Consider the following 22136-nt stretch of genomic DNA (forward strand, 5'->3'; position numbering starts at 1 on the left):
CGGGCCGATCTACCGGCGGCTCGCGCGCCGGAAACCGATGGCGGCGGGCACGGCGAACAACAGCACGGCGGCGCCCGACCAGGCGAGAGTGAGCAGCAGTGGCCGGGCGATGGGCCCCTGGTCGGACAGGCCGCGCATGGCATCGACGGCGACCGACATCGGCTGGTTGCGCACCACCGGCTGGATCCAGGTCGGGAACGCCACGAGCGGCACGAACCCGGTGCTGAAGAACATCATCAGCGAGGTGAGGATCGTGATGCCCTCGACCAGCGAGGCCTTCGCGGTATAGACGGCCACCGCGGTGACCATGGTGGCGAAGGCGAGACCGAACACCACGGGAACCAGCAGGAACACGACGGCGGCCAGGAGACCGTGGTGGAAGCGGAAACCGAGCAGGTAGCCGACGATCACCACCGTCACGGTGCCCAGCAGGATGCGGCAGCCCTCGGCGAGGATGCGTGAGACGAGGCCGGAGGCGCGATGCACGGGCAGCACCCAGAACCTGGCCAGCAGGCCCGCGTCGCGTTCGCGGCCGAGCAATACCCCGCTCGCGATGGCACCGGACAGCGCGCCGACGAGGGCGACCATCGGGACCGAGCCGTAGAGGGCGTCGTCACCGGTGAACTTCTCGATCTGACCGCCCACCACGATGTCGAGCATCACCAGCAGCAGACACGGGATGAGCAGGGTCTCCAGCAGCGTGATCGGATTGCGGGCCCAGCGCAGCAACAACCGCTCGGTCTGGATCAGCGTGTGCCGCAACAGCGAGACCGAGGAGGTCTCCAGATGTTCCGCCATCACGCCCTCCTCGAACTGAGCCGGATCGCCACCGGAGTGCAGAGCGCCACGATGGCGGCGAGCCACAGCAGCGACGGTCCCATCAGCGACCAGGTCACCGTCCCCGCGTTGCCCTTCGTGTCACCGGCGAGCGCGCGCAATCCGATCGCGAACTGGGAGACCGGTTGATTACGGACGAACCATTGGATCCACTGCGGGAACTGGCTCGCCGGCGCGAGACCGGTCGAGAGCATGCCGAAGATCAACGGCGGTAACACCAGCGCCTGGGAGGTGGCTTCCGGGCTCTTGGACAGCGTGCCGATCACATCCGCGCCGAGGGTGAACGCCAGACCGATGAGCAGTGAGAACGCCAGGAAGCCGAGGGTGTGCGCGGCGTCGAGCCGGAACCGGAAGCCGATCACATACCCCGCGGCGATCGCCGCGGCCAACGAGATCAGCAGCCGGAACAGGTTGGCCGACATCCGCGCCGCGACCGGAACCAGTGGGCGCAGCGGCATCGCGCCGAAGCGGCGGTTGAGGCCCGCGACGGAATCGGTGGCCGAACGGAACGCCGCCGAGATGGCGGTGAAGGCGGCGGCCTGCAGGATCACCAGCGGCATCATGTACTGGGCGTAGCTGCTGAAACCGTTGCCGGAGAAGGTCATCACGGTCTTCAGCGGAATGTAGAAGCTCGCCGCGAAGGCCGCGGGTGCGAGAACCGATGCCAGGAACTCACCGGATTTGATCGACGGCACGATCAGTCGGGTGGTCAGTACCCACCATTGCTGCACCGTCTCCGGCGTCGCGCGGGCCGGGGTGTGCCACGTGGTGGCGGTCATGCGGAGGCCTTCGATTCGGTCTCGGTCGAGGCCAGATGGCCGGTGAGCTGGAGGAACACATCGTCGAGCGAGGGCCGCCGCAGGGCGATGTCGACGAGTTCGACCGACGCGTTGTCGAGGCGGCGCAGGGCCTCGGCGAGTGTTTTGGCGCCGTCGGGCGCCGGGATGGTGATGCGGTCCGATTCCGAGGTCAGCGACCGCACGTTTTCCGCGGGCAGCAGTGAGCCGAGCGCGGCGACGATGGTGGGCAGCCCGGCGAGGTCCAGTGGCACGATCTCGCAGTAGCTGCCGCCGGTGCGATGCTTCAGCTCGTCGGCGGTGCCGGAGGCGATCACCACGCCGTGGTCGATCACGATGATCTGGTCGCTGAGCGCGTCGGCCTCCTCCAGGTACTGGGTGGTGAGCAGGGTGGTGATACCGGCGGTCTTGAAGCTGCGCACCAGGTCCCAGACGCCCTGTCGGCTGCGGGGGTCCAGTCCGGTGGTGGGTTCGTCGAGGAAGACGACATCGGGGCGCACCACCAGTCCGCAGGCGATGTCGATGCGCCGCCGCATGCCACCCGAGTAGGTGCCGACACGCCGATTCGCGGCCTTCTCCAGATCGAATTCGCCGAGGAGTTCTCTGGCTCTGGCCTGCGCCGCCGGTTTGCGCAGACCCATCAGCCTGCCGAACATGACGAGGTTCTCGTAGCCGCTCAGCATGTCGTCGAGCGCGGCGTACTGCCCGGTCAGCATGATGCGTTTGCGGACCGCGGCCGGGTCGCCGACGACATCGTGACCGGCGACCACGGCGCGGCCGCTGTCGGGGGTGACGAGCGTGGACAGGATGTTTACCATCGTCGTCTTGCCCGCACCGTTGGGGCCGAGGATGCCGAGCACCTCACCGGGGGCGGCCTCGAAGTCGATCCCGCGCAGGGCGTGGACCTCACCGAAGGACTTCTCGATGCCTTCGACGACGACACCGCCGGTGCGCGGGTTGCTCTGCACGAGAGTGTGTTCGACGCTCATATCCGGTCTCCTGCTTCCAAGTGGTCATCGAGCAGTGGCGAGATGACCGACAGTGCATAGGGATTGGTCATGTCGTCGTGGGTCACATCGACGGCGTGGTCGGTGATGTCGCCGGTGACGTAGGGCCGCCAGCCGTCGGGTCCCATCCAGGGGGAGGGGTCGACCGTGGCGCTGAAATAGACGACGTCACCGTGGTAGACCGGGCGCCGATATCCGGTCCGGGTGCCTGCGGAGGCGTTGTAGGAGCCGGCCATGCGTTCGATGGTCGCCGCGTCGATGAGCTCGACTCCGCCGAGTCGGGCGGTGATGAGTTGCGCCGCTTGTTCGGCGGTCGAGTCGGCGGGGACGTCGTCGATGCCGAAGATGGCGCCGAAGGTGCTGATGAAGGCGCCGGCCGAGAGTCGCTCGATGGTGGCACCGTCGATGTCGGCGGTGTCGGTGTCCAAGAGGGCGACGACGCCGACCCGCTCGCCCGCGGCCGCGAGTTGCACTGCCATCGCCTGGGCGATGAGTCCGCCGAAGGACCAGCCGAGCAGGTGGTAGGGGCCGGTCGGCTGCACCGCGCGGATCTCGCGCACGTACCGCTGGGCGAATTCCTCGATCGAGCGCGCCGAGGGTTCGCGGCCGCTGAGGTCGGGGGCTTGGAGCCCGTAGACCGGTCGTCCCGGCCGCAGCTGTTCGGCGAATCCCAGGTAGCTCCAGGACATTCCGGAAGAAGAGTGGACGCAGAAGAGGGCGGGTCGGTCGCCGTCGGGGCGGATCGGCAGCAGCACATCGAGGCCGAGACCGCTCGGGCCAGGTGGTGTGGACGCTGCCGTGCGCGCCGTCATGGCGGCGGCTTCGTCGGCCGAAGCGATCTGGGCCGCAGGGGTTTCGGCGAATCGCGCTGCCGCGTCGAGTGCCTCGACCCACAGCTGCGCGAGTTCGGCGACGTCCTCGCGGGCCAGAAGCTGTGCCGCGTAGCCGAAGTCGGCCTGGAGGCGGTCGCCGACCACCATGGCGTTGATGTCGATCGCCGACATGATCGGTACCTCTGGGTGCTCGCTCGCCGCCAACTCGCCGAGCGCGTCGGTGGGGAGCCAGCCGAGACCTTCGAGGCCGGTGGGTGTATCGACCGAGGTGTGTCGGCCGAGGTAGTTCACACAGAACTGCCCGGGTAGGCGCGCCGGGAGCTGTGCGGCTGTATCGGGATCGAGATAACGCAGCAGCCCGAATCCGATGCCTTTGTCCGGGACCGCGGCCAGATCGTGCTTGACCCGGCGGATGGCCGCGCCCATCGCCGGGCCACCGGCCAGCGCGTCCGCGACATCGATGTCGGCGAGGTCGAGCCGCACCGGGTACAGGTTCGTGAACCAGCCGATGGTCCGCGACAGGTCGGCGCCGGGCACTACCTCCTCCTGTCTGCCATGGCCTTCCAGTCGCAGCAGCGCCGAGGGTTCGTCCACGCCTCGGCGAGCACGCCAGCGCACCAGGGCCAGTGCCAAGGTGGCCAACAGCGCGTCGGTGACGCTGCCGTGGAACAGGCGGGGCAGGGTGGCGAGGAGGGCGGTCGTGGTGGCTTCGGCTACCTCGACGTCGAGGCGGCGGACCGTGTGCGCCTGGTCTATCGCCGGATCGAGGTGCCGGGCGCCAAGGAGCGGGTCGGGGCCACCCACCACCGCTTGCCAGTACGGGAGTTCGGTCAGGCGCTGCTCGGAGTGGGCCTGTTCGGTCAGGGCATGCGACCAGCGGCGCATCGAGGTGCCGACATCGGTGAGTATCGGGGTGGCTCCCGCGCAGACCTGGGCCCACGCGGCGATCAGGTCCTGCACCAGGATCCGCCACGACACGCTGTCGATCGCGAGGTGGTGCGCGACGACGATCAGACGTCCCGGTCGGGTGTGCGAACCGGCGTCGCCGACCGGATCCAGCCACACGAACTGCAGGATGACGCCGTCGGCCGGGTTCAGGCGGTTCATCGCGGAGTCGAGTGCGGTGGACGCGTATTCGCGCAGTTCGATCGGGTCGGTGCCGACGTCGAAGGCCGTGCGGTGCACGAGGGCGTCGACCTCGATCGAACCGGGCTCGGCCACCCGCAGCCGCCAGCCGTCCTCGGCGGCCCACAGGCGCGCCCGCAACATGTCGTGTCGGTCGACCACGGCGGTGAGGGTGTCGACGAGTTGCGCGCGATCGATACCGACAGGCAGGTCCAACACGGCGGTCTGGGCGAACCGGTCGAAATCGCCGCCGCGTTCGATCATGTACCGGACGATCGGGGTGAGCGGCAGGTCGCCGGTGCCGCCGCCGGGCAGTTCCGCGAGAGCCTGCACCGTCCCGGTGGCATCGACCGCCGCACCCAGCGCCGCGACCGTGCGATGTTCGAAGACCTGCAGCGGCGTGCAGTGCACACCGCGCAGCTTCGCCTGGGTGACCAACGTGATGGCGAGGATGCTGTCGCCGCCGAGGGCGAAGAACGAATCGTCGATGCCGACCTGGGTGCGGCCGAGCAGTTCGGCGTAGACCTCGGCGAGCACCCGTTCGGTCGCTGTCTCCGGCGCGCGGTACGGGGTGTCGTCGGTAGCGAATACGGGTTCCGGCAGTGCTTTTCGATCGAGCTTGCCCACGGCGTTGATGGGGATCTCGTCCAGGACGACGAAGGCCGCGGGCACCATGTAGGCGGGCAGGGTATCGGCCGCCACGGCTTTGACGTGGGCGATGTCGAGGTCGGCGCCGGGTGCGCGCACCAGGTACGCGGCGAGCGCGGTGGCACCGGTGGGGCCCGCGACACCCAGTGTCACAGCGACTTCGACGCCGTCGATGCCGCTGAGCACCGCGTCGATCTCACCGAGCTCGATGCGCTGACCGCGCACCTTCACCTGGAAGTCGGTGCGTCCGAGATACTCCAGCGTCAACCGGGCGGGCGTGCCCGCGCCACGGTCGCTCCGTACCCAACGCACCAGATCGCCTGTGCGATAAAGGAGTTCGCCGGGACCGCCGAAGGGATCGGCGACGAATCGAGCTGCGGTCAAGCCGGGTCGGGCGTGGTAGCACCGCGCCAGTGCGACGCCTGCGAGATAGAGTTCGCCCGCGACGCCGACGGGCACCGGATGCAAACGGTCGTCGAGGACGAGTACCGCGGCTCCCTGGACCGGTGCGCCGATGGTGACCGGCTCGGTCGCGGCCAACGGCGCGGATCCCGTTGCCCAGATGGTGTATTCGGTCGGGCCGTACAGGTTGACCATCGTCGGCCCGTCCGCTCCGCCGCACCAGCGAGCGACCAGGTCGGGGCCGACCGCCTCACCCGCGACCGCGAGCACCCGCACACTCGACACCTCGGCGGGATCGATGGTGGCCAGTGCCGACGGCGTGATCACCATGTGGGTCACCGCCTCCGCCGCGATCAGTTCCGCGAGGGGCGCGCCACCGAAGACATCCGGCGGGGCGATCACCGAGGCGGCACCACAGCCGAAGGCCATGAGCGCTTCGAAGATCGACGCGTCGAAACTGGGGGAGGCCACCTGCAGCACCCGGGCGTGTTCGTCGAGTGCGAGATCGGCGCGCTGGGAGGCGATCAGGTCGGCCAGGCCGCGGTGGGTGACGGTGACGCCCTTCGGGGTGCCGGTGGAGCCGGAGGTGTAGATCATCCAGGCCGGATTCTCGACCCTGATCGGGACGGGAAGGTCCTCGACGGTGATGTCGGCGTCGTCGGTGGCCGCCAGGCGCGCGAGGAAGTCGGCGTCGTCGAGGACCAGCCAGCGAGTGGAATCGGAGAGAGCCGGTCGGTACTCGGCGAGAGTGATCCCGACCTCGGCGCCGGAATCGGTGAGCATGTGGTCGATGCGGTCCGCCGGATGCTTCGGGTCGACCGGCAGGAACGCCGCGCCCACCTTCGCCGCGGCCCAGAGGCCGATGTGGAGTTCGGCGCAGCGGGGGAGGCCGAGCGCCACGACGGTTTCGGTGTGGGCGCCCGCCGCGATCAGCAGCCTGGCCAGCTGGTTCGACCGGGCGTCGAGGGCGCGGTAGGTGATCGGGTGCGATCCCGGCGCGCTGGTGGCGACCGACGTGCGCGGGTTCGGTGACGTAGCGCCGGTGGTGACCGCGTCGGTGGTCGCCTCGGGCAGGGGAGCGGAGGCGGTCGTGGAGTCGGCGACCAGGGCGGGTCGGTCGGGAAAGGCGGTGGCGGTGGCACGGAGCAGCTCGGCCAGGGTGGTCGTTACCGCAGAGGCGCGACCGCGAACCGGAACCAGTTCCGCGCGCTCGGATTCGGCGAGGATGTCGATGTCGGCGAGGCGGATGTCGATGTCGGTGAGGACGGTGGTGAGCACCTGCCGCCACCGGGTCGCGAACGAGGTGATCGTGGGCGCGTCGAACAGATCCGTCGCATAGGTCAGGACGCCGTCGATGCCCGCGGGGCCGGTATCGCCGAACCGCTCGCGCAGGTCGAGGGTGAGATCGAAGGCCGAAGAGCGGCGGTCGAAGTCCTCGACTTCGAAGCGCAGCCCGGGCAGTTCGAGTACCGGTTCGATGAAGTTCTGCAGCGACAGCGACACCTGGAACAGCGGATGGTGGGCGGTCGACCGGGTGGGATCCAGGGCCCCGACGAGCTGCTCGAACGGCACATCGGCGTGAGCGAACGCGTCGAGGTCGGTGGTGCGGACGGTGGCGAGCAGCTGCCGGAAGCCGGTGCCGGGGTCGACCGGTGTGCGCAGCGCGAGGGTGTTGACGAACATGCCGACGAGATCGTCCAGAGCGGCCTCGCCGCGACCCGCGACCGGGGTGCCGACGACGACATCATCGGTGCCACCGAGTCGGGCCAGCAGCACCGCGAGAGCGGCGTGGACCACCATGAAGACGCTGACATTGTTCGCGGCGGCGACCTCGACCAGCCTGCGGTGCGTCTGTTCGTCGACGGTGAAGTCGACGTCGTCGCTACGCATGGTCTGGACAGCGGGTCGGGGGCGGTCGGTGGGCAGTTCCAGGGCGTCCGGAGCGCCCGCGAGATTCTCGCTCCAATACCGGATCTGCTGGGCGGCAACAGAATCAGGGTCCGATCCGCTCCCGAGTAGTTCGCGGTGCCACAGCGCGAAATCGGCGTACTGCACGGCGAGCGGAGGTCGACCGGGGGACGCGCCCGAGACCCGCGCCGAGTACGCGGCCACCAGGTCGGCGGCCAACGGCGCCATCGACGCGCCGTCCGCGCTGATGTGGTGCACCACGAGAACCACAACATGCGCGGGGACACCGTTTGCGGAGCCGTTCGTGCCCGTCGAGGTCGAGCGGCTGTCGGTCGGTGAGTCGAGGTCACCGCGAGCGTGCTGCCCAACGAACGCCGGGTGTTCGACGCCTTCGTCGCCAGCAGGTCGGGAGCCGTTGGGGTGCGGTGCAGTGTCGACGCCCGCCGGGTTGCCGGACGGTGCACCGCCGAGGCGGTACAGCCCGACCCGCAGCGGTGGCTCCCGGGTGAGATCGAATCCGGTGCCTGCCAGCTCGTTGATCCGATGCCGCAGCGGCGCACCGTCTTCGGTGTCGATCAGCGGCATCGAGGGTACGGCGGAGTCTATGCCGACGATGACCTGGCGTGGGCCCTCGGCGTCGGCGGGGTAGCGCGTGCGCAGGCTCTCCTGGCGCTCGACCACGTCGGCGAGCGCTCGTCGCATGGCCTCCACGTCCAGGGTTCCGGTGAGGCGCAGGGCGATCGCGATGTTGTAGGCCGACGAGTCGGGATCGAGTTGATTGAGTACCCACATGCGCTGCTGGGCGGGCGACAGCGGGATGCGGTCGGGACGCAGACGCGGGGCCAGTGCCGGTCGCCCGGCACTGCCTTCGGCGGCCGGAACGACCCGCGACGACAACTGGGCGACGCTCGGTGCGTCGAACAGATCACGCAGGGCGATGGTGGAACCGAGCGCCGAATTGACGCGCGCGACAACCTTTGTCGCGCTCAGCGAGTTGCCGCCCAGTTCGAAGAACGACTGGTCGACGCTCACTCGTTCGCTGCCGAGTACGTCGGCGAACACCTCGGCGACGGACTGTTCGATCGGCGTGCGCGGCGCGAGGTAGGACTGCTGGGTGGCCGAGAAGTCCGGAATGGGCAGGGCCTTGCGGTCCAGTTTGCCGACCGGAGTGAGCGGGATGTCCTCCAGGACGACGACATAGGCGGGCACCATGTACCCGGGCAGTTCCGCGGCGACCTGCGCACGCAGTTGATCGGTGTCGAGCGTTGTCCCCGGACCGGGGAGAACGTAGGACACGAGAACGGTGGCGCCCGCCGGTCCCTCGCGGCCGATGGTCACCGCGTAGTCGACCTCCTCGGCACGCGAGAGCACCGCGTCGATCTCGCCGAGTTCGATCCGCAGACCGCGAATCTTGACCTGGAAGTCGCTGCGGCCCAGATACTCCAGTGCGAGCGTGTCGTCCTCGCCCGCGACCCAGCGCACCATGTCGCCGGTTCGGTACATGCGCTCGCCGGCGACGCCGAAGGGGTTGGCGACGAACCTGCTCGCGGTCATCTCGAACCGGTTGAAATAGCCACGTGCCAGTGCCGGACCGGCCAGGTACAGCTCGCCCGCGATGCCGACCGGCACCGGCCGCAACCAGCTGTCCAGTACCACGAGCGCCGCACCCCGGATCGGTCCGCCGATGGTCACCGGCTCGCCCGCGACCAGCTCGGCGGGGCCGGTGGCCCAGATGCTGAACTCGGTGGGGCCGTACAGATTCACCATCCGTCGGCCCGCTGCCCACTTCTCGATGAGCTCGGCAGTGGCCGCCTCCCCGGCCACCGACAGCACCCGTAGCTCGGTGAGGTCGGTGGGTTCCATCGTCGCCAGCGCCGACGGGGTGATCACCGCATGGGTGACCCGCTCGGTGCGCAGCAGCGTCTCGAGTTCGTTGCCGCCGTACACCTCCGGCGGCGATACCACCAGCCGTCCACCCGCCGCGTGCGCGGTCAGCATTTCGAAGACGGAGGCGTCGAAGCTGGGCGAGGCGACTTGCAGTGCGCTGGCCGAGGGATCCAGTGCCAAGGTGTCGCGCTGGGCGGCAACGAGGTTCGCGATACCGCGGTGGCTGAGCAGCACCGCTTTGGGCTTGCCGGTGGAACCGGAGGTGTAGATCAGATAGGCGGTGTGGTCGATATCGAGAGGCCCGCCGCGCTCGGCGTCGGTGATCGGCGCGTCGGAGACCAACATGGCGCGGCGCATGGTGTTCAGGTCGTCGAGCAGCAGCCAATCGATGGACCCGGGCAGCGAGTCGCCGGTGGCCGTCACGGTGACGCCGATCGGGGCCTTCGAATCGGCGAGCATGTGCTCGATGCGTTCCACCGGATAGCTCGGATCCAGCGGGACGAAGGCCGCGCCGGTCTTGGCCAGCGCCCACACCGCGACCACCGATTCCAGCGATCGGGTCAACGCGAGCACCACGAACACCTCGGGGCCGATGCCGCGCCCGAGCAGCACCCGGGCGAAGCGGTTGGACCAGGCGTCGAGTTCGCCGTAGCTCATCCGCAGCTCGCCCGCGCTCACCGCGATCGCCTCGGGATCGATGCGCGCGCCCGCGGACAAGATGTCGGGCAGCGTGCGCATCGGCAACGGCTCCGGGCCGCGAACCGGTGCGAGCGTGGCCAATTCGGTGTCGCTGCAGGACCGCAGCTGCGACACCAGCGCATGGGGATTGTCGCCGAGCTGGGCGAGCAGTCGAACGAATCTGTCCAGCAGTGACTGTGCCGCCCTCGATTCCAGCTGATCGGCCATGAATTTCACGGTGATGCGCAGGGCATCGCCTGCCCCGGCCTCGCCACGCAGCGGAATCACCATGAGGTTCAACGGATAGGGCGTGGCATCGGTGCCCTCGACGTCGAGTACCCGCATGCCCGCGATATCCAGCGCCTGCGACAGTGCCTCGCGATCGATGGGATAGGACTCGAAAACGGTGAGTGTGTCGAACAATTCGGCCAGCCCCACCGCCCGGTGGATGGCGGCCAGGCCCACGTGCTGGTGGTCCATGAGCCGCGCCTGCTCGGCTTGCACGCGGGCCAGCAGGTCCGACACCTTCTCCGACGGGTCCAACCTCACCCGTACCGGGACGGTGTTGATGAACAGCCCGACCATCTCCTCGACCCCGGCCAGCTCCGGCGGTCGCCCGGACACCGTGGCGCCGAACACCACGTCGGTGCGGCCGGTGAGCATCGCCAGCAGCATCGACCACCCGGCTTGGACGAGCGTGTTCACAGTCGCGCCCGCTTCCCGCGCGGTGGATTCGAGTATCGCGACCGCGGCCGCGGACAGATCCCGCGACAGCATCGCGGTCTCGGTCGACTCGATCCCGGCGAGCGTGGGCACGGCCCGGGTCGGGGTATCGATTCCGGCCATGGCCTGGCTCCACGCCGCGAGCGAGGCCGGTGCGTCCTGTTCGGCGAGCCAGGTCAGGAACCCACGGTAGGACCGGGCGGGCGGCAACATCGACGCGTCGCCCGCGGTGACGTACAGGGCGAGCAGTTCCCGCACCAGCAGCGGCGTCGACCAACCGTCGAGCACCAGATGATGATTGGTCATGACGAGGCGGAAGTTCTCCGCGCCGGTTCTGATCAGGGTGAACCGCAGCAGCGGGGGACGGGTGAGGTCGAAGCGGGTGAGCGCGTCGAGCTCGATCACCCGGTCGAGCTCGCGCGCGCGCTGCTGCTCGTCGTCGGCGATCTCGGTGAGATCCACTTCGTGCCAGCGGATCTCGGCTGCCGACAGGACGAGTTGACGAGGCCCGTCGTCGGTCTCGACGAAGGCCACGCGCAGGTTCTCGTGCCGATCGATCAGCGCCTGCGCCGCACCGCGCAGCCGGGCGGCGTCGACGGTGCCCGCCAGGGTGAGCAGCGATTGGACCGTATACCCGTCGGCGGTGTCGGAGTCGTAGAGCGCGTGGAAGAGCAGGCCGTACTGCAGCGGCGAGAGCGGCCAGACATCGGTGAGCTCGGGATAGGCCCGCTCCCAGCGCTCGATCTGCGGCTGATCGACCGTGACGAGCTCGAAGTCCGAGGGCGTACGGCCACCCGCGTCGCCGGATCCGGCATGGGTGACCAGCGCGCGCAGGGCCTGCGACCACAGGTCGGCCAACTCGCGCACGTCGGCCTCGTCGAGCAGCCTGCCCGCGTAGGCCCAGGTGACCTCCAGGCCGGCGTCGGTGAGCACCGCGTTGATATCGACGACGGCGGCCAGCGGGGCCCGGTCGTCGTTGGTCGCGGCGAAGCGTCGCGGCACCCAGGGATCGTCACCGGTCACCGCCCTGCCGAGATAGTTGAAGCTCAGCTGGGGTGTCGGCGCGTGCGCCAGCGCCGCGGCGGTCTCGTCGTCCAGGTAGCGCAGCAGGCCGAAACCGACACCGCGATCCGGGACCGACCGCAATTGTTCCTTGACTGCCTTGATCGCCGAACCCGCCGCGCGTCCACCGGCGAACGCCTCGCTCAGGTCGATGCCTGCCAGGTCGAGCGCGACGGGGTACACGCTGGTGAACCAGCCGACCGTACGCGCGACATCGGCGCCGGGCAGCAGAGATTCGTCGCGCCCGTGGCCTTCCAGCGTCAGCAGGGCACCGGTACGGTCGCGCCACCGGCACACGGCCATGGCAAGGGCGGTGAGCAGCACATCGTCAGCGCCGCAATGGAACCGCTCGGGCACGGCGTGCAGGACGGTCTGGGCGACGTCCGGGGGCACCGTCGCCTGCCACTGCGCCATCGTGGCGACCACATCGAGGGCGGGGTCGAAGGCGGTCGGGGCCGAAACGGTCTCCGCCTCGTGGCCGGACCGATCGACGCAGACAGGCGGCGCGGTGACCTCGGTAGCCGAGCTGGTCTTCGCGCCGTCGGGGGTCCGACTGTCTGCCCGGGCGAACGGAGGGTCGGGGGTGGCCAGGATCCGCCGCCAGATCGGCAATTCGGCGAGACGTGAGGTGGCGTTGTCGGGCTGGCTGTGCGCCCAGCGCCGGAAGGAGGTGCCGACCGGCTCGAGCGCCCCGCCGAAGGCGGCGGTCGCCAAGTCCGGCAGCAGGATTCGCCAGGAGACGCCATCGGTGACCAGGTGGTGCAAGACCAGCCAACACAGTGGGGCGGCATCGTCGCGTTCGATCAGGACGAACCGGGCGACGACGCCCGCTGCGGGATCGAGCAGATCCGCGGCATCGCGCAAGGCGCGATCCACCGCGTCCGCGGTGTCGGCTCGGACCACGTCGATCAGGCTCTCGGCCTCGACCGAATCCCGTTCGGCGACAACCCATTCCCAGCCGCCCTCGACGGGTCTCAGCGTGGATCGGAGAAGATCGTGGTGCTCGAGCAGGACCTGTAGCGCCGCCGCGAGCCGCGGGCGGTCGAAACCGTCGGGCAGCCCGATCAGGACGGCCTGCCCGTAGCGTCCCCAGGTGCCGGCGTGCTCGACCATCGCGTGCACGATCGGGGTCGGTTCCACCGGGCCGACCCCGCCACCCGGCAGCTCGTCCACCGCGACAACCACGGCGTCGTCGGCGACAGCGGCCAGCGCGGCGACCGTCTTGCGTTCGAAGACATCACGGGCGCTGAACGAGATACCCGCGGCCTTCGCACGCGAGACCAGCTGGATCGACACGATGCTGTCGCCACCGAGAGCGAAGAAGCTGTCGTCGACACCGACCGCATCGAGTCCGAGCACCTCGGCGAAGAGGGCCGCGAGCGTGTGCTCGCGCGGGGTGGAGGGGGCCCGGCTCGATACCGTCCGGGCGCCGAAATCCGGCGCGGGCAGCGCCTTCCGGTCCACCTTGCCGAGCGGAGTCAGCGGTAACCGGTCGAGCACCGTCACCACGGCGGGCACCATGTAGGCGGGAAGGGTCTCGCCGACAGCGGCTTTCACCGCTTCGGGATGGACTTCGGCGCCCGACTCGGTCGTGACATAGGAGACGAGCGCGGTGGCGCCGGTCGGTGACTCGACACCGACCGTGATCGCGAAATCGATCTCGGGCAGCCGCTGCAACGCGGCATCGATCTCACCGAGTTCGATCCGGTAGCCGCGCACTTTCACCTGGAAATCGCTGCGGCCCTGGTACTCCAGCGTGAACCGACCTTCGCGGTCGGTCCACCGCACCAGATCGCCGGTGCGATACATCCGTTCGCCGCGACTGTGCGGATCGGCGACGAACCGGCTGGCGGTCAAGCCGCTGCGCCGGTGATAACCACGCGCGACACCGGCACCCGCGAGATACAGCTCACCCACGGTGCCCGCCGGTACCGGGCGCAGCCAGGGGTCGAGCACCAGGCCGCGGACCCCACCGACGAGGCTGCCGATAGTCACCGGGGCGCCGGGGACCAGCGGTTCGCTCAATGTGGTGGTGACGGTGGTTTCGGTGGGCCCGTACCCGTTGATCAGCGAGCGGCCTGCCCACTTCGACACCAGTTCCGGCGGGCACGCGTCGCCGCCGACCACGATCGTGCGCAGGTCGGGCAGCGTCGCCGGATCGAGCGAACCGACGACGGCCGGGGTGACGTTGAGATGGGTGACGCGGTGCGTGCGCAGCACCTGCGCCATGTCCTCGCCCGCGTAGGCCGACGGTGGGACAACGGCGAGCGTGGCCCCCGCGGCCAAGGTCACCACGATCTCCTCGACGGAGATGTCGAAGCTCGGTGAAACAGCATGGGCGACAACAGAGTCCGTCTCTACCCCGAAACCGGCACCCGAACTCGCGGCGAGGTTCGCCAGACCGCGATGCGAGACGAGCACGCCCTTGGGCAATCCCGTCGACCCGGACGTGTAGATGATGTAGGCGACCTGATCCGGCGCGATCGTGGCGGTTCGGTCGGTATCGGTGATCGGCGCGCCGTCCTGTGCGCGGAGTTTCGCGACAGTGGCCTCGTCGTCGAGTGAGAGCCAATCGACCCTGTCGGGCAGTGACTTTCGTACCTCGGACACAGTGACGCCGATGACGACGCCGCTGTCGTCGATCATGTGCTCGATGCGATCATCGGGATAGGTCGGATCGATCGGCACGAACGGCGCGCCCGTCGCCGCCACCGCGAGGGTGGCCAGTACGGACTCCGCCGAACGTGGAACAGACAGCGCGACAGCGTGTTCAGGGCCGGCGCCCGCGGCGATCAGCACGCGGGCCAGGCGATTGGTGCGGTCCTCGACCTCGCGATAGGTCAGTGTCTCGCCCACCCCCCAGCGCAGTGCCACCGCGTCCGGGTCGATCGCGGCGCCCGCGGCGAGAATCTCCGGCAGCGTGCGAGTCGCGACGTCGGCCGGACCACGTGCGGGCACCGAAGCCGCCTGCTCGGCGTCGGAGAGGACGGGCACCGTCGACAGCGGGGCGTCAGGTCCGGCGACCAGGAAACGATGCAGGAACAGCAGGAAGCGTTCGTGGTGGTTCGCCAGGTCGGCCTCGCTGTAGAGGTTCGCGTTGCCCTGCAGGTCGATGTGGGTGCTCTCGCCGCCGATGCCCGGGTACAGGTTGACGAACAGATCGTCGATCAGGCCGGAGGTGAGCACGTGCAGTCGTCCGACAACCGGGCCGAGCGCGATCCTGGTGTCCACCATCATGAGATTCACGGCGGGACCGAACGACACCGCCTCGTCCATCGCCCAGCCGAGATCGCGGACGATGTCCTCCTGGCGGTACCGCTGGCGTCGCAACGCGCCGGTCAGCTCGCTCTGCACGGCGAGGATCACCGCGCCGACGGTGGTGGTGGGATCGAGGCCGACGCGCAGCGGAACGACATTGGCGAGCATGCCGCCCGACCGGCGCAGTGTCGCCGAGGTCCGCGCGGAGACCGGCAGGCTCAGCACCACCTCCGGTGCGCCGGTCATTGCGGCGAGATAGGCACCGAACGCCGCCACCACCGTCGGTGCGACACCCGAATTCACCGACGCGGCAACGGAATCCAGTAATGCGCTCGTTTCCGCCGGCAAGGCGCCCGAGACCCGACGGGGGTGGGCGTCGACCTCGGCGTCGCGGCCGGCGAGGGTGACCGGGTCGGCCAGCGCGGCCAGATGCTCGCGCCAGTACTCGCGGTCGGTCGCGAAACGGTCGGAGGTGCGGTAGGCGAGATCGGCCTCGACGATCTTCTGCAACGGCTCGGCTTTGGTGGGCGGCGGTTCGCGACCGTCGAAGGCGGCGTTGTAGAGCTCGCCGACACGCTGCACCAGAGCCAGCGCGCCCATTCCGTCCAGCGCGATGTGGTGCATGCGCGCATACCAGAACCAGCGATCCTCGGCGATGCGCAGCATGGCGATGCGGACCAATCGGTCGCGCATCACGTCCAATGGCGCGGTGTACTCGGTGCGCATCCACGCGTGCGCGGCCGCTTCCGGATCCGGGTGCTCGCGCAGATCCAGTTCGACGATGTTGTCGTCGAGCGTCAGGTCGACGAGCTGATGGGGTCGGCCGTCGATATCGACCAGCCGCAGGTAGCCGGTGCCGAACTCGCGACCGGTTCGCCGGACCGCGTCGGTCAGCAGCGAGAGGTCGATCGCGCCGACCAGTTCGACGTACTGGGCGATGGAGACAGGAGTGTCGCCGGCGATGTGCTGGGCGAACCAGATACCACGCTGAGCGGCGGACAACGGAAAAGGGCCTTCGGGTGCGACGACAGTCGACACGTGCGAAGCGGGCTGGATCATGAGCGGTCCTGTGTTCTCATGTCTGGAGCTGGGCGTTCACCGTTTCTCCCCGACCATCGGGTAGCTACCTGGTGGGTAGTACCCGCCGTTGCGTACTGCGCTCTATGTTCATTCTGAACCTGTGCGGACCACATCGGAATGGGTTCAGGAGACTGCGCGCAGTTCGGTGCTCGCCAGCGGCGCGTCGGAACTGACCAGATAACGCTGCAGCGTCGAGCGGTCGTCGAGCACCAGCCAGTCGACGGTGTCGGTGAGCTCGGCCCGGCGGGCCTTGGTGGTGATCCCGAATCCGGTCGCGGCACCGTCGGCCGACGACACCGGGATCGCGCCGATCTTGCGCACCGCGGCCTCGGCGACGACCGCCTCGATCCGGGGATCGACCACGACGGCGATCCGGTCGCCCGCCTCGGCACCGCGACCGAGCAGCACGCGGGCCAGGCGGTTCGCCCAACGATCCAGATCGGCGTCGGCGAGCTGCCCCGCGGCGATCGGCGCGTCGGAACGGCGACGCATCTGGATGACATTGTCGGCGGGTGCGGTGACCACGGTGCTCATCGGATTCCCCTTGAAGGCTTGTCGGCGGGTGTTTCTGCTACACCTCTAATCTCGTCCTCGGGAGGGGGGTCCGACAGCAACCCCAGCGTTGGTGCACCGACTCCAAGGGGGATCGAATACCACCCCTAGGTGGGCGAACCTCGGCGGCGGGCGCGGTCAGCGGGCGTTTCCACCGATGCTGGAACGCGCGCCGGCCATCGGCTCGACGATCACCTTGCCGCCCCCGCCGCCCGCCGCGCCCGCCTCGGCCGTCGTCGCGAGGGGCGCGATGGAGACGCCGGCACGCTCGTGTGTCGGTATCGAACATGACGCGCCGACCGCCGAAAAGTCGTCGCCGACAACCGTTGCACCCACGCGACCTGCGGAGGAAGATCGGGAACGCGAACTACGGCGCGCCGAATACGACACAGAGTAGGACCCGCGCGGAATGCTGCGGCAGCACGGTTTACGATTCACTCCAACGCATGTCTGCTGCTGTCCGTCTTTCAGGCGCGGCCGACGCTGCGAGTGACGTACAGGCATCTTCAGGAGGATCAGTGACTGCGGTAGAGCCCAGGCCAGTCCCTCAGTTGGAAGCGACTCGACCGTATCCGGCCCGAACCGGGCCGAAGGGCTCGTTCCTCTACAAGGCGGTCACCACCACCGACCCCAAGGTGCTCGGCACCATGTACCTGGTGACGGCGATCAGCTTCTTCATGATCGGCGGCCTCATGGCGCTGCTCATGCGTGGCGAGCTCGCACGTCCGGGTCTGCAGTTCCTCTCGCCGGAACAGTTCAACCAGCTGTTCACCATGCACGGCACGATCATGCTGCTGTTCTACGCGACGGCGATCGTGTTCGGCTTCGCCAACATCGTCCTGCCGCTGCAGATCGGCGCGCCCGACGTCGCCTTCCCGCGACTGAACGCGTTCAGCTACTGGCTGTACCTGTTCGGCGCCTCCATGGCGACCGCGGGCTTCGTGACCCCCGGCGGCGCGGCGGACTTCGGCTGGACGGCGTACGTACCGCTCACCGACATCCTGCACTCGCCCGGTGTCGGCACCGACCTGTGGATCCTGGGTCTGGCCGTGTCGGGTCTGGGCACCATCCTCGGTGGCGTCAACATGCTCACCACCGTGGTCTGCCTGCGCGCTCCCGGTATGACCATGTTCCGCATGCCGATCTTCACCTGGAACATCGCGGTCACCTCGGTTCTGGTGCTGCTGGCGTTCCCGCTGCTCACCGCGGCGCTGTTCGGCCTGGCCTACGACCGCCACCTGGGTGGTCACATCTACGACCCGGCCACCGGCGGCATCCTGCTCTACCAGCACCTGTTCTGGTTCTTCGGCCACCCCGAGGTCTACATCATCGCGCTGCCGTTCTTCGGCATCGTGTCGGAGATCTTCCCGGTGTTCAGCCGTAAGCCGATCTTCGGTTACACCACCCTGGTCTACGCGACGCTGGGCATCGCGGCGCTGTCGATCGCGGTGTGGGCGCACCACATGTACGCCACCGGCGCGGTGCTGCTGCCGTACTTCTCGTTCATGACCTTCCTCATCGCGGTCCCGACCGGTGTGAAGTTCTTCAACTGGATCGGCACCATGTGGAAGGGGCAGTTGACCTTCGAGACACCGATGCTGTGGTCGATCGGCTTCTTGGTCACCTTCCTCTTCGGTGGTCTGTCGGGTGTCATCCTGGCCTCGCCGCCGCTGGACTTCCACGTCACCGACTCGTACTTCGTCGTCGCGCACTTCCACTACGTGCTCTTCGGCACCATCGTGTTCGCGACCTTCGCCGGCATCTACTTCTGGTTCCCGAAGATCACCGGTCGCATGATGGACGAGCGCCTGGGCAAGTGGCACTTCTGGACCACCTTCGTCGGCTTCCACACCACCTTCCTGGTGCAGCACTGGCTGGGCGCCGAGGGCATGCCGCGTCGCTACGCCGACTACCTGCCGTCGGACGGCTTCACCACGCTGAACACGATCTCCACGATCGGTGCGTTCATCCTCGGCTCGTCGATGCTGCCGTTCATCTGGAACGTCTTCAAGAGCTTCCGCTACGGCGAGGTCGTCACGGTCGACGACCCGTGGGGTTACGGCAACTCGCTGGAATGGGCCACCACCTGCCCGCCGCCGCGCCACAACTTCTACGAGCTGCCGCGGATCCGGTCCGAGCGCCCCGCGTTCGAGCTGCACTACCCGCACATGGTCGACCGCATGAAGGCCGAAGCGCACGTCGGCTGGGGTTCGGGCAAGCACAGCACGCACGTCTCCGAAGACGCGCTCGCGAAGAAGTAAGTAGGACACCACCGAACGACAGGGTGTGCACCTGCTGGGTGACCAGCAGGTGCACACTCTTTTTGTGGGTAATCGAACGGAGCAGATCGACTTGGCCGACACCACAGTTCTCGTGACCGTCACGGGCCCCGACCGACCCGGCGTCACCTCCGTGCTGCTGGCGGCACTCTCGCGGCACCAGGTGAGCCTGCTGGACGTGGAACAGGTCGTGATCAGGGGCAGGCTCACCCTCGGTGTGCTGGTGTCGTGCCCCAGCGACGCCGAGGCCCTGCAGGACGACCTCGAAGAGGCCATGAACACCGTCGGCATGCAGGTCGACGTGTCGGTCGACGCGCAGATCGGCAAGCCGCCGATGTCCACGCACGCCGTGGTGGTGCTCGGCGCCCCGGTCACCGCACGGGCGTTCAGCGCGATCTCGCGTGAGCTCGCCGCGGGCGGCGCCAATATCGACTCCATCCGCGGTATCGCCGACTACCCGGTGACCGGCATGGAACTGATGGTCACCGCGACCGACACCAGCGATGCGGGCGACGCGCGGTTGCGCACCGCGCTCGCCGAGGTGGCCGTCGCCGAACGGGTCGACATCGCGGTGGAACGCGCCGGGCTGGCACGCCGTGCCAAGCGGCTCATCGTGTTCGACGTCGACTCCACGCTGATCACGGGCGAAGTGATCGAGATGCTGGCCGCGCACGCCGGTGTCGAAGACCAGGTTCGCGAGGTCACCGAGGCGGCGATGCGCGGCGAGCTCGACTTCGCCGAATCGCTGCGTCAGCGGGTGGCCACCCTCGAAGGGCTCGACGAGTCGGTGATCGAGGAGGTCGCCGACCGGATCGAGCTGACCCCGGGCGCGCGCACCACGATTCGCACCCTGCGCAGGCTCGGTTTCCGCTGCGGTGTCGTCTCCGGAGGGTTCCGCCAGGTGATCGAGCCACTCGCACACGAACTGGAACTCGACTTCGTGCAGGCCAACACCCTCGAGATCGTCGACGGCAAGCTCACCGGCCGGGTCGTCGGCGAGATCGTCGACCGGGCCTTCAAGGCCACCGCGCTGCGCAAGTTCGCGGCCGAGGCGGGCGTGCCGATGGAGCAGACCGTCGCGGTCGGTGACGGCGCCAACGACATCGACATGCTCAACGCGGCCGGACTGGGTGTTGCGTTCAATGCCAAGCCCGCGCTGCGCGAGGTGGCCGACACGGCGCTGTCGCATCCCTACCTGGACGCGGTGCTGTTCATCCTCGGCGTCACCCGCGACGAGGTGGAAGCGGCCGACGCCCGCGACGGTGGCGTACGACGGGTTCCGCTACTCGGCCGGTAACGGACGAGGCCATCCACCCGAAATCTCGACCTCCACGACGTAGAGTGACCCACCGCGGCTCCAGCCGCGAACAACGGAGCACGTCGTCACCGCTCGTCACCGGGAGGTTGTTGTGCGCAGGTCCCTTCTCGTCCTGGTCGCCCTGGCGGGTCTCGGCGGGCTGACCGCCGGATGCGGCGACGACAAGGCCGAACCCTACGACGTGACCCTGCAACCCACCGCCGTGCCGACGGCCACGGTTGCCCCGTTGACGATCGAGCAGGCCGCCAACGGCACGACGGTCGAGGCGACGGTGGGCCAGCGCGTGCTGGTGCGGCTGACGCAGAACCCTGCGTCGACCGGCGAGTGGACGATGATCAACGACGACGAGGGCATCCTGATCGCCGACGGTGGCCCGACCAGCGAGGGCAACGCGACCGTGTGGGCGTTCCGTGCGACCGACCGCGGCGAGACCTCGCTCGAGTTCGTGCACGGGCCGTCCAGCGAACCTCCGATCGACCCCGAGCCGACCTTCATGGTGAATGTCCGGGTGAACTGAGCCCTGAATCTGCGCGAGTGCCGTGCGAGACCGTACACGCCAGACGATTGCCCGAAGGCCGAGCAGGGCCGCGCACGTGCGCCGTTAGGCTGGCGGACGGACCGGTGTCGATCGAATGGGTGTTGTGGGATGGGTAGTGAGGTGGAAACCGAGGCCTCCGCCTCGGCAGCGGTCGCTGACGAAGCGGCCGCATTCGCCGCTCGGCACGCGGAATTGGCGCGGGGTTACGGCGGCAACGGCGACCCCGACGACCCGGCGATGGTGCAGGCGATGCAGATGGTGCTGCACATCCCCAAGACGGATCCACCCGCCCGCAGCGCCGTGCTGGAAGCCGCGGCCGCCGCGGCGGTCGCGGTGTGCCTCGATCCGCGTTCCGGGCCGGGCGGGGAGTGGGAGCCCCGGTATCTCGCGTGGAAGCGGTCGCGGATCAGGAAGGTTGCCCGGCGCGCCCGTGGCGCGCAGTGGGTGGCCGCGGGCGACGTCGACGGGGTGACGGTCGACGTCGACGGCGCGCAGGCGCGTGCGTTCGTCCCCGGCCCGGTCGGGGAGATCGATCAGCGCGTACGCAAACTCCAGATCGGCGGTACCGATCTCGACCACGACGAGCCCGGCCCGGCGGATCCGACGCTGCCGATGCTGTGGGTGAACGCGGCGTTGGAGATGTCGGTGGGTAAAGCGGCCGCGCAGGTCGGGCATGCGAGCATGCTGCTGGCGGGCGCGCTGCCCGTGGACGCGGCGGCCGCCTGGGCAGATCGCGGGTTCCGGTGCGCGGTGCGCGACGCGGACGAACGGCAGTGGGCGGGCCTGGTGGCCGAGGTGACGGCAGGTCGTGCGGTGGCGGTGCGCGATGCCGGTTTCACCGAGGTGGCGCCGGGCTCGATGACGGTGATCGCGGTGCCGCCGCGGAGGTGAGCGCTTCGACACGGGCGCACAGGATTCGACTGTCGGGTTGCGGTTTTCGCGACTCGCCGCGTCGGCGCGGTGTGGCGCGGGTGTGGCGAGGGTATACGTAATCGACAGCCCAGCACATCGAGGTACAGGGAGGTTCCGCGATGATGACGACGATTGTGGTGATCCTGCTCGTCTGGATAGCGCTGGCGGTGCCCGTCTCCTTTGTCGCCGCGCGGATGTTGCGCAGCGAAGTTCGCAGTGCGGGTGACCCGTCCACGACCAGGACCGACGAATCCCACACGAGCCGGTCGTTCCACTGAGAGCCCGCGTGGGC

The 22136-nt window shown here is 68.9% G+C and carries 11 protein-coding genes; 5 read left to right on the top strand and 6 right to left on the bottom strand.

Annotated features, from left to right (window positions below; genetic code table 11):
• Window positions 1-9: 9 nt before the first annotated feature.
• The 6 genes from ACFWUR_RS01240 to ACFWUR_RS01265 all read right to left on the bottom strand — a co-directional run bounded on the left by ACFWUR_RS01240 (window position 10) and on the right by ACFWUR_RS01265 (window position 17133).
• Window positions 10-798 (bottom strand): ABC transporter permease, encoded by a 789-nt coding sequence (locus ACFWUR_RS01240; protein WP_378899998.1) that lies wholly within the window; start codon window positions 796-798, stop codon window positions 10-12.
• The gene (locus tag ACFWUR_RS01245) at window positions 798-1616 is read right to left on the bottom strand and encodes an ABC transporter permease (protein WP_378900001.1); all 819 of its coding nucleotides are present in this window, start codon (window positions 1614-1616) and stop codon (window positions 798-800) included. The genes ACFWUR_RS01240 and ACFWUR_RS01245 overlap by 1 nt, the downstream gene beginning before the upstream one ends.
• The gene (locus ACFWUR_RS01250) at window positions 1613-2623 is read right to left on the bottom strand and encodes an ATP-binding cassette domain-containing protein (RefSeq protein WP_378900004.1); all 1011 of its coding nucleotides are present in this window, start codon (window positions 2621-2623) and stop codon (window positions 1613-1615) included. Before ACFWUR_RS01250 ends, ACFWUR_RS01245 begins: the two co-directional genes overlap by 4 nt.
• Window positions 2620-16224, bottom strand: coding sequence for an amino acid adenylation domain-containing protein (locus ACFWUR_RS01255; protein WP_378900007.1), 13605 nt, complete (start codon window positions 16222-16224; stop codon window positions 2620-2622). The genes ACFWUR_RS01250 and ACFWUR_RS01255 overlap by 4 nt, the downstream gene beginning before the upstream one ends.
• A 144-nt stretch (window positions 16225-16368) precedes the next feature.
• A complete protein-coding gene (locus tag ACFWUR_RS01260) occupies window positions 16369-16779 on the bottom strand; it encodes an AMP-binding protein (RefSeq protein ID WP_378900010.1) in 411 nt (136 codons plus the stop codon).
• 156 nt (window positions 16780-16935) lie between these two features.
• Window positions 16936-17133 carry a hypothetical protein gene (locus ACFWUR_RS01265; RefSeq protein WP_378900012.1) on the bottom strand — a complete coding sequence of 66 codons (198 nt, stop codon included), beginning with the start codon at window positions 17131-17133 and terminating at the stop codon, window positions 16936-16938.
• A 182-nt stretch (window positions 17134-17315) separates the two neighbouring features.
• Between ACFWUR_RS01265 and ctaD the strand changes: the two genes are divergently transcribed.
• The 5 genes from ctaD to ACFWUR_RS01290 all read left to right on the top strand — a co-directional run bounded on the left by ctaD (window position 17316) and on the right by ACFWUR_RS01290 (window position 22122).
• Window positions 17316-19058 carry a cytochrome c oxidase subunit I gene (ctaD, locus tag ACFWUR_RS01270; RefSeq protein ID WP_378900014.1) on the top strand — a complete coding sequence of 581 codons (1743 nt, stop codon included), beginning with the start codon at window positions 17316-17318 and terminating at the stop codon, window positions 19056-19058.
• Between the two features lie 85 nt (window positions 19059-19143).
• Complete coding sequence (serB, locus tag ACFWUR_RS01275; protein ID WP_378900541.1) at window positions 19144-20373, top strand: phosphoserine phosphatase SerB; 1230 nt, start codon at window positions 19144-19146, stop codon at window positions 20371-20373.
• 112 nt (window positions 20374-20485) lie between these two features.
• The gene (locus tag ACFWUR_RS01280; protein WP_378900017.1) at window positions 20486-20911 is read left to right on the top strand and encodes a hypothetical protein; all 426 of its coding nucleotides are present in this window, start codon (window positions 20486-20488) and stop codon (window positions 20909-20911) included.
• A 129-nt stretch (window positions 20912-21040) separates the two neighbouring features.
• On the top strand, window positions 21041-21823 hold the full coding sequence (locus ACFWUR_RS01285; protein ID WP_378900020.1) for an aminoacyl-tRNA hydrolase: 783 nt from the start codon (window positions 21041-21043) through the stop codon (window positions 21821-21823).
• Between the two features lie 140 nt (window positions 21824-21963).
• Window positions 21964-22122 (top strand): hypothetical protein, encoded by a 159-nt coding sequence (locus tag ACFWUR_RS01290; protein ID WP_378900023.1) that lies wholly within the window; start codon window positions 21964-21966, stop codon window positions 22120-22122.
• The last annotated feature ends 14 nt before the right edge of the window (window positions 22123-22136 follow it).

The sequence above is a fragment of the Nocardia sp. NPDC058633 genome (genome assembly GCF_042717045.1).
Taxonomy (GTDB): domain Bacteria; phylum Actinomycetota; class Actinomycetes; order Mycobacteriales; family Mycobacteriaceae; genus Nocardia.

Bases quoted from the DNA above. Each gene is read 5' to 3' on its own strand.
- ACFWUR_RS01240 (WP_378899998.1), bottom strand. From the start codon at position 798: ATGGCGGAACATCTGGAGACCTCCTCGGTCTCGCTGTTGCGGCACACG.
- ACFWUR_RS01245 (WP_378900001.1), bottom strand. From the start codon at position 1,616: ATGACCGCCACCACGTGGCACACCCCGGCCCGCGCGACGCCGGAGACG.
- ACFWUR_RS01250 (WP_378900004.1), bottom strand. From the start codon at position 2,623: ATGAGCGTCGAACACACTCTCGTGCAGAGCAACCCGCGCACCGGCGGT.
- ACFWUR_RS01255 (WP_378900007.1), bottom strand. From the start codon at position 16,224: ATGATCCAGCCCGCTTCGCACGTGTCGACTGTCGTCGCACCCGAAGGC.
- ACFWUR_RS01260 (WP_378900010.1), bottom strand. From the start codon at position 16,779: ATGAGCACCGTGGTCACCGCACCCGCCGACAATGTCATCCAGATGCGT.
- ACFWUR_RS01285 (WP_378900020.1), top strand. From the start codon at position 21,041: ATGGGTAGTGAGGTGGAAACCGAGGCCTCCGCCTCGGCAGCGGTCGCT.
- ACFWUR_RS01290 (WP_378900023.1), top strand. From the start codon at position 21,964: ATGATGACGACGATTGTGGTGATCCTGCTCGTCTGGATAGCGCTGGCG.